This window comes from Streptomyces beijiangensis (assembly GCF_017315755.1).
GTDB classification, from domain to species: Bacteria; Actinomycetota; Actinomycetes; order Streptomycetales; family Streptomycetaceae; genus Streptomyces; species Streptomyces beijiangensis.
In genome coordinates, this window is record NZ_JAFLRJ010000075.1 from 31,340 (window position 1) to 45,034 (window position 13,695).

Annotated in this window: 12 protein-coding genes; all 12 read left to right on the top strand. The window is 69.3% G+C overall.

From position 1 onward, the window contains the following. The first annotated feature begins 41 nt into the window (after positions 1-41). The 12 genes from J0695_RS08675 (at position 42) to metK (ending at position 13,693) form a co-directional block, all read left to right on the top strand. Positions 42-1,022, top strand: a complete 981-nt coding sequence (locus tag J0695_RS08675) for an aspartate carbamoyltransferase catalytic subunit (protein WP_206961293.1) — start codon at positions 42-44, stop codon at positions 1,020-1,022. Beyond that, complete coding sequence (locus J0695_RS08680; protein WP_206961294.1) at positions 1,022-2,308, top strand: dihydroorotase; 1,287 nt, start codon at positions 1,022-1,024, stop codon at positions 2,306-2,308. The genes J0695_RS08675 and J0695_RS08680 overlap by 1 nt, the downstream gene beginning before the upstream one ends. Then, positions 2,305-2,892, top strand: coding sequence for a PH-like domain-containing protein (locus tag J0695_RS08685; protein ID WP_206961295.1), 588 nt, complete (start codon positions 2,305-2,307; stop codon positions 2,890-2,892). Before J0695_RS08680 ends, J0695_RS08685 begins: the two co-directional genes overlap by 4 nt. Further along, on the top strand, positions 2,889-4,061 hold the full coding sequence (carA, locus tag J0695_RS08690; RefSeq protein WP_206961296.1) for a glutamine-hydrolyzing carbamoyl-phosphate synthase small subunit: 1,173 nt from the start codon (positions 2,889-2,891) through the stop codon (positions 4,059-4,061). Before J0695_RS08685 ends, carA begins: the two co-directional genes overlap by 4 nt. After that, the gene (carB, locus tag J0695_RS08695; RefSeq protein ID WP_206961297.1) at positions 4,054-7,362 is read left to right on the top strand and encodes a carbamoyl-phosphate synthase large subunit; all 3,309 of its coding nucleotides are present in this window, start codon (positions 4,054-4,056) and stop codon (positions 7,360-7,362) included. The genes carA and carB overlap by 8 nt, the downstream gene beginning before the upstream one ends. A gap of 55 nt (positions 7,363-7,417) precedes the next feature. Then, a complete protein-coding gene (locus tag J0695_RS08700; RefSeq protein WP_206961298.1) occupies positions 7,418-8,530 on the top strand; it encodes a quinone-dependent dihydroorotate dehydrogenase in 1,113 nt (370 codons plus the stop codon). Then, positions 8,527-9,366: an orotidine-5'-phosphate decarboxylase gene (gene pyrF / locus J0695_RS08705; protein WP_206961299.1), complete on the top strand. Its 840-nt coding sequence runs from the start codon at positions 8,527-8,529 to the stop codon at positions 9,364-9,366. Before J0695_RS08700 ends, pyrF begins: the two co-directional genes overlap by 4 nt. Before the next feature lie 356 nt (positions 9,367-9,722). Continuing rightward, a complete protein-coding gene (locus tag J0695_RS08710; RefSeq protein WP_206961300.1) occupies positions 9,723-10,046 on the top strand; it encodes an integration host factor, actinobacterial type in 324 nt (107 codons plus the stop codon). 38 nt (positions 10,047-10,084) lie between these two features. Further along, on the top strand, positions 10,085-10,642 hold the full coding sequence (gene gmk / locus J0695_RS08715; RefSeq protein ID WP_206961301.1) for a guanylate kinase: 558 nt from the start codon (positions 10,085-10,087) through the stop codon (positions 10,640-10,642). Between the two features lie 26 nt (positions 10,643-10,668). Beyond that, positions 10,669-10,941: a DNA-directed RNA polymerase subunit omega gene (gene rpoZ, locus J0695_RS08720; protein WP_028814064.1), complete on the top strand. Its 273-nt coding sequence runs from the start codon at positions 10,669-10,671 to the stop codon at positions 10,939-10,941. Between the two features lie 99 nt (positions 10,942-11,040). Beyond that, positions 11,041-12,243, top strand: a complete 1,203-nt coding sequence (gene coaBC / locus J0695_RS08725; protein WP_206961302.1) for a bifunctional phosphopantothenoylcysteine decarboxylase/phosphopantothenate--cysteine ligase CoaBC — start codon at positions 11,041-11,043, stop codon at positions 12,241-12,243. Between the two features lie 241 nt (positions 12,244-12,484). Next, the gene (metK, locus tag J0695_RS08730) at positions 12,485-13,693 is read left to right on the top strand and encodes a methionine adenosyltransferase (RefSeq protein WP_206961303.1); all 1,209 of its coding nucleotides are present in this window, start codon (positions 12,485-12,487) and stop codon (positions 13,691-13,693) included. The last annotated feature ends 2 nt before the right edge of the window (positions 13,694-13,695 follow it).

Genomic DNA, 13,695 nt, shown 5'->3' on the forward strand with positions numbered 1-13,695 from the left:
CTCATGCCCGAAATCTCCGCTTTCACTGGAGCTGCAATCAGATGAAGCGTCACCTCATCTCGGCCGCCGACCTCACCCGTGACGACGCCGTCCTCGTCCTCGACACCGCCGAGGAGATGGCCCGGGTCGCCGACCGGCCGATCAAGAAGCTGCCGACACTCCGCGGCCGTACGATCGTCAACCTCTTCTTCGAGGACTCGACCCGGACGCGGATCTCCTTCGAGGCCGCCGCCAAGCGGCTGTCCGCGGACGTCATCAACTTCTCCGCCAAGGGTTCCTCGGTCTCCAAGGGCGAGTCGCTCAAGGACACCGCGCTGACCCTGGAGGCCATGGGCGCCGACGCGGTCGTCATCCGCCACCCCGCCTCCGGCGCCCCCTACCGCCTCGCCAACTCCGGCTGGATCGACTCCACCGTTGTGAACGCGGGCGACGGCACCCACGAGCACCCCACCCAGGCTCTCCTCGACGCCTTCACGCTGCGCCGCCGCCTCGTCGGCCGCGACGCGGGCATGGGCAAGGGCCTGGACGGCCGCCGGGTCACGATCGTCGGCGACGTACTGCACAGCAGGGTCGCCCGCTCCAACGTCCTGCTGCTGCACACCCTCGGCGCCGAGGTCACCCTGGTCGCCCCGCCGACGCTCGTCCCCGTGGGCGTCGAGAGCTGGCCGTGCGAAGTCAGCTACGACCTCGACGCCGTACTGCCGAAGTCCGACGCCGTGATGATGCTGCGCGTACAGCGCGAGCGGATGAACGCGGCGTTCTTCCCGACCGAGCGCGAGTACTCGCGCCGGTACGGCCTCAACGGCCACCGGATGGCGAAGATGCCCGGCGAGGCCATCGTCATGCACCCCGGCCCCATGGTCCGCGGCATGGAGATCACCGCCGAGGTCGCCGACTCCGACCGCTGCACGGCCGTCGAGCAGGTCGCCAACGGTGTCTCGGCCCGGATGGCCGTCCTCTATCTGCTTCTGGGCGGCTCCGAGCCCGCCATCAGCACGACCCGTACCGAGGAGAACAACTGATGAGCAAGATCCTGATCCGTGGCGCCAAGGTCCTCGGCGGCGAGCCGCAGGACGTGCTGATCGACGGCGAGACGATCGAGGCGGTCGGTACGGGCCTGATCGCCGAGGGCGCCCAGGTGATCGAGGCCGACGGCAAGGTCCTCCTGCCGGGCCTCGTCGACCTCCACACCCACCTGCGCGAGCCGGGCCGCGAGGACTCCGAGACCGTCCTCACCGGTACGCAGGCCGCCGCGAGCGGCGGTTACACGGCGGTCTTCGCCATGGCCAACACCTTCCCCGTCGCCGACACCGCCGGCGTCGTCGAGCAGGTCTGGCGCCTCGGCAAGGAGTCCGGCTACTGCGACGTGCAGCCCATCGGCGCCGTCACCGTCGGCCTGGAGGGCAAGCAGCTCGCCGAGCTGGGCGCCATGCACGACTCCGCCGCCCAGGTCACCGTCTTCTCCGACGACGGCAAGTGCGTCGACGACGCCGTGATCATGCGCCGCGCGCTGGAGTACGTGAAGGCCTTCGGCGGCGTCGTCGCCCAGCACGCCCAGGAGCCCCGCCTCACCGAGGGCGCCCAGATGAACGAGGGCATCGTCTCCGCCGAGCTCGGCCTCGGCGGCTGGCCGGCCGTGGCCGAGGAGTCGGTCATCGCCCGGGACGTCCTGCTCGCCGAGCACGTCGGCTCGCGGGTGCACATCTGCCACCTGTCGACCGCCGGATCGGTCGAGATCATCCGCTGGGCCAAGTCGCGCGGCATCGACGTCACCGCCGAGGTCACCCCGCACCACCTGCTGCTGACCGACGAGCTGGTCCGCTCGTACAACCCGGTCTACAAGGTGAACCCGCCGCTGCGCACCGAGGCCGACGTCCTGGCGCTGCGCGAGGCCCTCGCGGACGGCACGATCGACATCGTCGCCACCGACCACGCCCCGCACCCGCACGAGGACAAGGACTGCGAGTGGGCCGCCGCCGCCATGGGCATGGTGGGCCTGGAGACCGCGCTCTCCGTCGTCCAGCAGACGATGGTGGAGACCGGGCTGCTCGACTGGTCCGGCGTCGCCGAGCGCATGTCGTACAAGCCGGCCCGCATCGGCTCGCTCACCGGCCACGGACGCCCCGTCTCGGCAGGTGAGCCCGCGAACCTCACCCTCGTCGACACCGCTTACCGTGGAGAGGTGGACCCCGCGGGCTTCGCCTCGCGCAGCCGCAACACCCCCTACGAGGGTCGTGAGCTGCCGGGACGTGTCACTCACACCTGGCTCCGGGGCCGGGCAACGGTCGTGGACGGGAAGCTGGCGTGACACCTCTCATCAATCTGGCAGCCGAGCAGAAGTCGGCGGACGTGACCGACTGGGCCGGACGCATCGGCTGGGTCGTCGGGCTGCTGCTCTTCATCGCACTCGTGTACTGGCTGATGCGCGAGGGGTGGAAGTGGCGGGGCACGCTCCAGGGCGACCTGCCCGAGCTCCCCACCGCGCCGTCCGGGCCCGGTGAGCCGAAACTTGAACTGAGCGGCCGGTACCACGGCTCGACCACCGCAGGTCAGTGGCTCGACCGGATTGTCGCGCGCGGCCTCGGCACGCGCAGCAAGGTCGAGCTGACGCTCACCGACGAGGGCCTGGACGTCGTACGCCCCGGGGCGACCGACTTCTTCGTCCCCAGGGACGCGCTGCGCGAGGCCCGGCTCGACAAGGGCATCGCCGGCAAGGTCCTCGCCGAGGGCGGTCTGCTGATCGTCACCTGGCAGCACGGCGACAAAATGATCGACTCCGGCTTCCGCTCGGAAAGGGCGGCCGAGCACGCCGCCTGGGTCGAGGCCATCAACTCCATGCGCACCACATCCCTCACGACGACATCCCTCACGACGGAAGGCATCGCACGATGACGACCTCCACCCGGGGAGCCACCAAGGCTCCCGCCGTACTCGTCCTGGAGGACGGCCGCAGCTTCCGCGGCCGCGCCTACGGGGCCGTGGGGGAGACCTTCGGCGAAGCGGTCTTCAACACCGGCATGAGCGGTTACCAGGAGACCCTGACCGACCCCTCGTACCACCGCCAGGTCGTCGTGATGACCGCGCCGCACGTCGGCAACACCGGCGTCAACGACGAGGACGCCGAGTCGGGCCAGATCTGGGTCGCCGGTTATGTCGTACGCGACCCCGCGCGCGTCCCCTCGAACTGGCGCTCGCAGCGCTCGCTCGACGACGAGCTCGTCAAGCAGGGCGTCGTCGGCATCAGCGGCATCGACACCCGCGCCCTCACCCGCCATCTGCGCGAGCGCGGCGCGATGCGCGTCGGCATCTTCTCCGGCGAGGCACTCGCCGACGAGGCCACGCTGCTCGCCCGGGTGAAGGAGGCGCCCGAGATGACCGGCGCCGACCTGTCCACCGAGGTCTCCACCAAGGAGACGTACGTCGTCCCCGCGATCGGGCCCGGCGGCGAAGCCCTGCCCATCGGGAGCGCGAAGTTCACGGTCGCCGCCCTGGACCTGGGCATCAAGGGCATGACCCCGCACCGCATGGCCGAGCGCGGCATCGAGGTGCACGTGCTGCCCGCGACCGCCACGGTCGAGGACGTGTACGCGATCGACCCCGACGGCTTCTTCCTCTCCAACGGCCCGGGCGACCCGTCCACGGTCGACCTCACCGTCGTCAAGGCCGTGCTGGCGAAGAAGACCCCGCTGTTCGGCATCTGCTTCGGCAACCAGATCCTGGGCCGGGCGCTCGGCTTCGGCACGTACAAGCTCAAGTACGGCCACCGCGGCATCAACCAGCCCGTCCAGGACCGCACCACCGGCAAGGTCGAGATCACCGCGCACAACCACGGCTTCGCCGTCGACGCGCCCCTCGACAAGGTCAGCGACACGCCCTTCGGCCGTGCCGAGGTCTCCCACGTCTGCCTCAACGACAACGTGGTCGAAGGCCTCCAACTGCTCGACCAGCCCGCCTTCTCCGTCCAGTACCACCCCGAAGCAGCCGCGGGCCCGCACGATGCCGCGTACCTGTTCGACCGCTTCGTAGAGCTCATGTCCGAAAAGGGAGCCCAGCGTGCCTAAGCGCACCGATATCCAGTCCGTCCTGGTCATCGGATCGGGCCCGATCGTCATCGGCCAGGCCGCCGAGTTCGACTACTCCGGTACCCAGGCCTGCCGCATCCTCAAGGCCGAGGGCCTGCGGGTCATCCTGGTCAACTCCAACCCGGCGACGATCATGACCGACCCGGAGATCGCCGACGCCACGTACGTCGAGCCGATCACCCCCGAGTTCGTCGAGAAGATCATCGCCAAGGAGCGCCCCGACGCGCTCCTGCCCACCCTCGGCGGCCAGACCGCGCTCAACACCGCGATCTCCATGCACGAGCAGGGTGTGCTGGAGAAGTACGGCGTCGAGCTCATCGGCGCCAACGTCGAGGCGATCAACAAGGGCGAGGACCGCCAGCTCTTCAAGGGCGTCGTCGAGGCCGTCAAGGCCAAGATCGGTTACGGCGAGTCCGCCCGCTCGGTCATCTGCCACTCCATGGACGACGTCATCGGCGGCGTGGACACCCTCGGCGGCTACCCGGTCGTCGTCCGCCCCTCCTTCACCATGGGCGGAGCCGGCTCCGGCTTCGCGCACAACGAGGAGGAGCTGCGCCGCATCGCCGGACAGGGCCTCACGCTCTCCCCGACCACCGAGGTGCTCCTGGAGGAGTCCATCCTCGGCTGGAAGGAGTACGAGCTGGAGCTGATGCGCGACAAGAACGACAACGTCGTTGTCGTCTGTTCCATCGAGAACTTCGACCCGATGGGCGTGCACACCGGCGACTCGATCACCGTCGCACCCGCGCTGACGCTGACCGACCGCGAGTACCAGCGACTGCGCGACATCGGCATCGCGATCATCCGCGAGGTCGGTGTCGACACCGGTGGCTGCAACATCCAGTTCGCCATCGACCCCGTCGACGGCCGGATCATCGTCATCGAGATGAACCCGCGTGTCTCCCGCTCCTCGGCGCTCGCGTCGAAGGCGACGGGCTTCCCGATCGCGAAGATCGCGGCCCGTCTCGCCGTCGGTTACACGCTCGACGAGATCCCCAACGACATCACCGAGAAGACCCCGGCCTCCTTCGAGCCGACCCTCGACTATGTCGTCGTCAAGGTCCCGCGCTTCGCATTCGAGAAGTTCCCGCTGGCCGACGCGACCCTCACCACCACGATGAAGTCGGTGGGCGAGGCCATGGCGATCGGCCGCAACTTCACCGAGGCGCTGCAGAAGGCGCTCCGCTCGCTGGAGAAGAAGGGCAGCCAGTTCACCTTCATCGGCGAGCCCGGCGACAAGGCCGCCCTCCTGGAGACCGCCAAGGTCCCCACCGACGGCCGGATCAACACCGTCATGCAGGCCATGCGCGCCGGTGCGACGCCCGAGGAGATCTTCGACGCGACGAAGATCGACCCCTGGTTCGTCGACCAGCTGTTCCTCATCAAGGAGTACGCGGACGAGCTGGCCGCCGCCGAGAAGCTCGACCCCGAGATCCTCGCCGAGGCCAAGCGCCACGGCTTCTCCGACGCCCAGATCGGCGAGATCCGCGGGCTGCGTGAGGACGTCGTACGTGAGGTGCGCCACGCCCTCGGTGTCCGTCCCGTCTACAAGACGGTCGACACCTGCGCGGCCGAGTTCGCCGCCAAGACCCCGTACTTCTACTCGTCCTACGACGAGGAGAGCGAGGTCGCGCCGCGCGAGAAGCCCGCCGTGATCATCCTGGGCTCGGGCCCGAACCGCATCGGCCAGGGCATCGAGTTCGACTACTCCTGCGTCCACGCCTCCTTCGCGCTCAGCGACGCCGGCTACGAGACCGTGATGGTCAACTGCAACCCGGAGACGGTCTCCACCGACTACGACACCTCCGACCGCCTCTACTTCGAGCCGCTCACCCTCGAAGACGTCCTGGAGATCGTCCACGCCGAGTCCCTCGCGGGCCCGATCGCGGGCGTCATCGTCCAGCTCGGCGGCCAGACGCCGCTGGGCCTCGCCCAGGCGCTCAAGGACAACGGCGTCCCCGTTGTCGGCACCCCGCCGGAGGCCATCCACGCCGCCGAGGACCGCGGCGCGTTCGGCCGGGTCCTCGCCGAGGCGGGCCTCCCCGCCCCCAAGCACGGCACCGCGACGACGTTCACGGAAGCGAAGAAGATCGCCGACGAGATCGGCTACCCGGTGCTGGTCCGCCCCAGTTACGTACTGGGCGGCCGCGGCATGGAGATCGTGTACGACGAGACCCGCCTCGCCTCGTACATCGAAGAGTCCACCGAGATCAGCCCCACCCGCCCGGTCCTGGTCGACCGCTTCCTCGACGACGCCATCGAGATCGACGTCGACGCGCTCTACGACGGCACCGAGCTCTACCTCGGCGGCGTGATGGAGCACATCGAGGAGGCCGGGATCCACTCCGGGGACTCGGCGTGCGCACTGCCCCCGATCACCCTCGGCGGCCACGACATCAAGCGGCTGCGCGCCTCGACCGAGGCCATCGCCAAGGGCGTCGGCGTCCGCGGACTGATCAACATCCAGTTCGCGCTGGCCGGGGACATCCTCTACGTCCTGGAGGCCAACCCGCGCGCCTCGCGCACCGTCCCCTTCACCTCGAAGGCGACCGCGGTGCCGCTCGCCAAGGCCGCCGCCCGTATCTCCCTGGGCGCGACCGTGGCCGAACTGCGCGCCGAGGGCATGCTGCCGAGGAACGGTGACGGCGGCACCCTGCCGCTGGACGCGCCGATCTCCGTCAAGGAGGCTGTGATGCCGTGGAGCCGCTTCCGCGACATCCACGGACGCGGCGTCGACACGGTGCTCGGACCGGAGATGCGCTCCACCGGTGAGGTCATGGGCATCGACACGGTCTTCGGCACGGCGTACGCCAAGTCGCAGGCCGGCGCCTACGGTCCGCTGCCCACCAAGGGCCGCGCGTTCATCTCGGTCGCCAACCGCGACAAGCGCTCGATGATCTTCCCGGCGCGCGAACTCGTCGCCCACGGCTTCGAGCTGCTCGCCACCTCGGGCACCGCCGAGGTGCTGCGCCGCAACGGCATCAACGCCACCGTGGTGCGCAAGCTCAGCGAGGGCGAGGGCCCGGACGGCGAGAGGACCATCGTCCAGCTGATCCACGACGGTGAGGTCGACCTGATCGTCAACACCCCTTACGGCACCGGCGGACGCCTCGACGGCTACGAGATCCGTACGGCGGCCGTCGCCCGCTCCGTCCCCTGCCTCACCACGGTCCAGGCCCTCGCGGCCGCCGTGCAGGGCATCGACGCGCTCAACGGCGGAGACGTCGGCGTGCGCTCCCTCCAGGAACACGCGGAACGACTGACCGCGGCCCGCGACTAGCAGCCCACGAGGGGGACACCGAACCGGTGTCCCCCTCTTTCATGAGGACGTCACCATGTACAAGCTGTTCTTCAATCTCGTCTTCAAGCGGATGGACCCGGAGCGCGCCCACTACCTGGCCTTCCGCTGGATCCGTCTCGCGGCCCGCGTCCCCGTACTGCGGACGTGCGTCGCGGCCCTTCTCGCGCCCCGCCACAAGGAGCTCCGCACGGAGGCCTTCGGCCTGCGCATGCACGGCCCCTTCGGGCTCGCCGCCGGCTTCGACAAGAACGCTGTCGCTGTCGACGGCATGACCATGCTCGGCTTCGACCACATCGAGATCGGCACGGTCACCGCCCAGCCCCAGCCCGGCAACCCCAAGAAGCGTCTGTTCCGCCTTGTGCAGGACCGCGCGCTCATCAACCGCATGGGCTTCAACAACGAGGGCTCCGCGGCCGTGGCGGCCCGCCTGGAGGCCCGTAACCCGGTCTTCCGGACGACGGTCGGTGTCAACATCGGCAAGACCAAGGTCGTCCCGGAGGAAGAGGCGGTCGGCGACTACGTCGCCTCCACCGAGCGTCTCGCCGCCCACGCCGACTACCTGGTCGTCAATGTCTCGTCCCCGAACACGCCCGGACTCCGCAACCTCCAGGCCACCGAGTCGCTGCGACCGCTGCTGACGGCCGTACGTGAAGCAGCCGACCGCACCGTCACCTCGGGCCGGGTACCGCTCCTGGTGAAGATCGCCCCCGACCTCGCCGACGAGGACGTGGACGCGGTCGCCGACCTCGCCGTCGAGCTCGGCCTGGACGGCATCATCGCCACCAACACGACCATCGCCCGCGAAGGACTCGGCCTGATGTCCGACCCGGCGATCATCAAGGAGACCGGCGGCCTCTCCGGCGCCCCCCTCAAGGAGCGCTCCCTGGAGGTCCTGCGCCGTCTGCACGTCCGTGTGGGCGACGGGATCACCCTCGTCGGGGTCGGCGGCATCGAGACCGCGGAGGACGCCTGGCAGCGGATCCTCGCCGGTGCCACGCTCGTCCAGGGCTACAGCGCCTTCATCTACGAGGGCCCCTTCTGGAGCCGCGCCATCCACAAGGGCCTCGCGGCCCGCCTCCAGGCCAGCCCGTACGCCACCCTCGCCGAGGCCGTCGGCGCCGACAACCGGAAGGCGACCCAGCCGTGACCCTAGAACCCTTCGGCGCCCGTCTGCGCCACGCCATGGACACCAGGGGCCCGCTCTGCGTGGGCATCGACCCGCACGCCTCGCTGCTCTCCGCCTGGGGCCTGAACGACGACATCGCGGGCCTGGAGCGCTTCTCCCGCACGGTCGTCGAGGCCCTGGCCGACCGGGTCGCCGTGCTCAAGCCGCAGTCGGCCTTCTTCGAGCGCTTCGGCTCGCGCGGTGTCGCGGTCCTGGAGAAGACGGTCGAGGAGGCGCGTGCGGCCGGTGCGCTGGTCCTGATGGACGCCAAGCGCGGCGATATCGGCTCGACGATGGGCGCCTATGCGGCGACGTACCTCGACAAGGAGTCGCCGCTCTTCTCGGACGCGGTGACAGTCTCCCCGTACCTCGGCTTCGGCTCGCTGCGCCCGGCCCTGGACGCGGCCAGGATCAGCGGTGCGGGCGTCTTCGTCCTCGCCCTGACGTCGAACCCGGAGGGCGCCGAGGTGCAGCGCGCGACCGCCGCGGACGGCAGGACCCTCGCGCAGCTGATGCTGGACCACATGGCCGCGGAGAACGAGGGCGCGACGCCGCTCGGCTCCGTGGGTGCGGTCGTCGGGGCGACGCTCGGCGACGCGGGAGTGGATCTGGCCATCAACGGCCCGCTCCTCGCACCCGGCATCGGCGCCCAGGGAGCGACCCCGGCGGACCTCCCCGGAGTCTTCGGCTCGTCGGTGGGCAACGTCGTCCCGAGCGTCAGCCGCGGTGTGCTGCGGCACGGCCCGGACGTGACCGGACTGCGGGAGTCCGCGGCGCGGTTCGCGGACGAGGTGCGCGTGGCGGTCGCAGGGGCGTGAGCGCGGGCCGGGACGGCGGGGGTTTTCGCGGTCCCGGCGTACGCGACGAGCACCGATCGGTGCTCGTCGCGTACGGATTCGCGCCTCTGGAAGACGCCTTTGGACGCGTGCACTCACCACGTTGAACATTCTTTGCCGTCTCACAGGCCGAAAACCTGGGTGTTATGCACCAAATATCCCATCGGGTCGCAGCTGACCAGGACTTTTCGTCTGTTCTCGCTGACTGGAGCGGCGCAGACCGCTAGTCTCCGTCGAGAGCGAACGGGCAGTGCTTTGCTCGTTGCTCCCCTGGTGTGGGGCGACTAGGTTCCTCACCGGTCCGTATCCGACAGATCGACATCCGAGGTGACGTAGGCGTGGCTCTTCCGCCCCTTACCCCTGAACAGCGCGCAGCCGCGCTCGAAAAGGCCGCCGCGGCTCGCCGGGAGCGGGCCGAGGTCAAGAATCGACTCAAGCACTCCGGTGCCTCGCTCCATGACGTCATCAAGCAGGGCCAGGAGAACGACGTCATCGGCAAGATGAAGGTCTCCGCTCTTCTTGAGTCCCTGCCCGGCGTCGGCAAGGTCCGCGCCAAGCAGATCATGGAGCGGCTCGGGATTTCCGAAAGCCGCCGAGTGCGTGGTCTCGGCTCCAATCAGATCGCCTCCTTGGAGCGCGAGTTCGGCGGCGCTGGCGCCTGACGTCCTGGGCACCCCCGGGAAGCTGGAATAATCGCCGCATGAACGAACGTCCGCGGTTGACCGTGCTCTCCGGCCCCTCCGGGGTCGGCAAGAGCACGGTCGTCGCCCATATGCGCAAAGTCCACCCCGAGGTATGGCTCTCGGTGTCGGCAACGACCCGCAAGCCACGCCCCGGCGAGCGTCACGGCGTCCAGTACTTCTTCGTGGACGACGAGGAGTTCGAGAAGCTCGTCGCCAATGGCGAACTGCTGGAGTGGGCCGAGTTCGCGGGCAACCGCTACGGCACCCCGCGCCAGGCTGTGCTCGACCGCCTGAGCGCGGGGGAGCCGGTGCTCCTGGAGATCGATCTCCAGGGCGCCCGGCTGGTGCGGGCGTCGATGCCCGAGGCTCAGCTGGTCTTCCTGGCCCCTCCGAGCTGGGACGAACTGGTCCGCCGGCTCACCGGCCGGGGGACCGAGGCGCCTGAGGTCATCGAACGCCGTCTGGAGGCCGCGAAAGTCGAACTGGCCTCCGAATCGGAGTTCGATACGACCCTCGTCAACACCTCCGTCGAGGACGTGGCCCGTGAGCTGCTAGCCTTGATGAAGGTTCTTTAGTTTTTTAACCCATCGGAAGGCAGAGAGTGTCCTCTTCCATCTCCACGCCCGAGGGCATCATCAACCCGCCGATTGATGAGCTCCTCGAAGCAACCGACTCCAAGTACAGCCTTGTGATCTACGCGGCCAAGCGCGCGCGCCAGATCAACGCGTACTACTCGCAGCTCGGCGAAGGCCTGCTCGAGTACGTCGGTCCCCTGGTGGACACTCACGTCCACGAGAAGCCCCTCTCGATCGCGCTTCGCGAGATCAACGCGGGTCTGCTGACCTCCGAGGCCATTGAGGGCCCCGCCCAGTAGGCAAGTAGCACCAAGCACCGTCACCACAGGCCCGGCAGCGCGACTGCCGGGCCTGTGGTGTGTGATGGAGTCGTACGGAACCGAGTGCGGGGAGACGCTGTGGCCAAGCCGAAGGTCGTTCTGGGGGTCAGCGGTGGCATCGCCGCGTACAAGGCGTGCGAGGTGCTGCGGCGGCTGACCGAGTCGGGCCATGACGTACGCGTCGTGCCCACGGCCGCGTCACTGCACTTCGTCGGAGCCGCGACCTGGTCCGCCCTCTCCGGCCACCCCGTCTCGACCGAGGTGTGGTCCGACGTCCACGAGGTCCCGCACGTACGGATCGGGCAGGGCGCCGACCTGGTCGTGGTCGCGCCCGCCACCGCCGACATGCTGGCCAAGGCGGCCCACGGGCTCGCCGACGACCTCCTCACCAACACGCTCCTCACCGCGCGCTGTCCCGTGGTCTTCGCACCTGCGATGCACACGGAGATGTGGGAGCACCCCGCCACTCAGGAGAATGTCGCCACGCTGCGCCGCCGGGGCGCCGTCGTCATCGAGCCCGCCGTGGGCCGTCTGACCGGCGTCGACACCGGCAAGGGACGGCTGCCCGACCCGGGCGAGATCTTCGAGGTCTGCCGCAGGGTCCTGGCCCGGGGCGTGACCGAGCCCGATCTGGCCGGGAAGCACGTCGTGATCAGCGCGGGCGGCACCCGTGAGCCGCTCGACCCTGTCCGCTATCTGGGCAACCGTTCCTCGGGCAAGCAGGGGTACGCCCTCGCCCGTACGGCTGTCGCGCGCGGCGCCAGGGTGACGCTCATCGAGGCGAACACCGGCTTCGCGGACCCGGCGGGTGCCGATGTGGTCCACGTCGGTACCGCCGTACAGCTGCGTGAGGCCGTACTGAAGGCCGCCGCGGACGCCGATGCCGTGGTCATGGCCGCAGCCGTGGCCGATTTCCGGCCGGAGTCGTACGCCACCGGGAAGATCAAGAAGAAGGACGGCCAGGAGCCCGCGCCGGTCGCCCTGGTCCGCAATCCGGACATCCTGGCCGAGATCTCGGCCGAGCGTGCCGGGCCGGGACAGGTGGTGGTCGGCTTCGCGGCCGAGACCGACGACGTCCTCGCCAACGGACGGGAGAAGCTGCGCCGCAAGGGCTGCGACCTGCTCGTCGTCAATGAGGTGGGGGAGCGCAAGACGTTCGGGTCGGAGGAGAACGAAGCTGTTGTCCTCGCGGCGGACGGCGGCGAGACCCCGGTGCCGTACGGACCGAAGGAAGCCCTCGCCGACACCGTCTGGGATCTGGTCGTCCCCAGGCTCGGATGAATTCTTTGTTTCGCCCCATCGGGCGGGAAAAGTCCGGCAAATCCGGCCTTTAACCCCCTGGTGCCCGGCGATCGTCATACTGCACAATGCAGTGTCGCGGATCACACTGCTCCCACGGAGCGAGACGCGTGGTCCAGCGGCCGGAAGTGACCGATAAACTGGTCTCGGAATGATGTCGGGCGCAGCCCCCGGCCGTTCCGCCAATGATCAGCCAGCAGCCGCTGCAACCCCAGGGAGCGTTGTGTCCCGTCGCCTGTTCACCTCGGAGTCCGTCACCGAGGGCCACCCCGACAAGATCGCTGACCAGATCAGCGACACCATCCTCGACGCGCTTCTGCGCGAGGACCCCACCTCCCGGGTCGCCGTGGAGACGCTCATCACCACGGGCCAGGTGCACGTGGCCGGTGAGGTCACCACGAAGGCTTACGCGCCGATCGCGCAGCTCGTGCGCGACAAGATTCTCGAGATCGGCTATGACTCCTCGAAGAAGGGCTTCGACGGCGCCTCCTGTGGCGTTTCGGTGTCCATCGGCGCGCAGTCCCCGGACATCGCGCAGGGCGTCGACACCGCGTACGAGAAGCGTGTCGAAGGCGATGAGGACGAGCTCGACAAGCAGGGCGCCGGCGACCAGGGCCTGATGTTCGGCTACGCCTGCGACGAGACGCCCGAGCTGATGCCGCTGCCGATCCACCTGGCACACCGGCTCGCGCGCCGTCTCTCCGAGGTCCGCAAGAACGGGACGATCCCCTACCTGCGCCCCGACGGAAAGACCCAGGTCACCATCGAGTACGACGGCGACAAGGCCGTCCGCCTCGACACCGTCGTCGTCTCCTCGCAGCATGCGAGCGACATCGACCTGGAGTCGCTGCTCGCCCCCGACATCCGCGAGTTCGTCGTGGAGCACGTCCTCAAGCAGCTCCTCGAGGACGGCATCAAGCTGGAGACCGAGGGCTACCGCCTGCTGGTCAACCCGACCGGACGCTTCGAGATCGGCGGCCCGATGGGCGACGCCGGCCTCACCGGCCGCAAGATCATCATCGACACGTACGGCGGCATGGCCCGCCACGGCGGCGGCGCCTTCTCGGGCAAGGACCCGTCGAAGGTGGACCGTTCGGCCGCGTACGCGATGCGCTGGGTCGCCAAGAACGTGGTGGCCGCCGGCCTCGCCGCACGCTGCGAGGTCCAGGTCGCGTACGCGATCGGCAAGGCCGAGCCTGTCGGTCTCTTCGTCGAGACCTTCGGCACCGCCACGGTCGACCCGGACAAGATCGAGACGGCGATCGGCGAGGTCTTCGACCTCCGTCCCGCCGCGATCATCCGCGACCTCGACCTGCTCCGCCCGATCTACGCCCAGACCGCGGCGTACGGCCACTTCGGCCGCGAGCTCCCCGAGTTCACCTGGGAGCGCACGGACCGCGTGGACGCCCTGCGCAAGGCAGCCGGCCTCTAGGC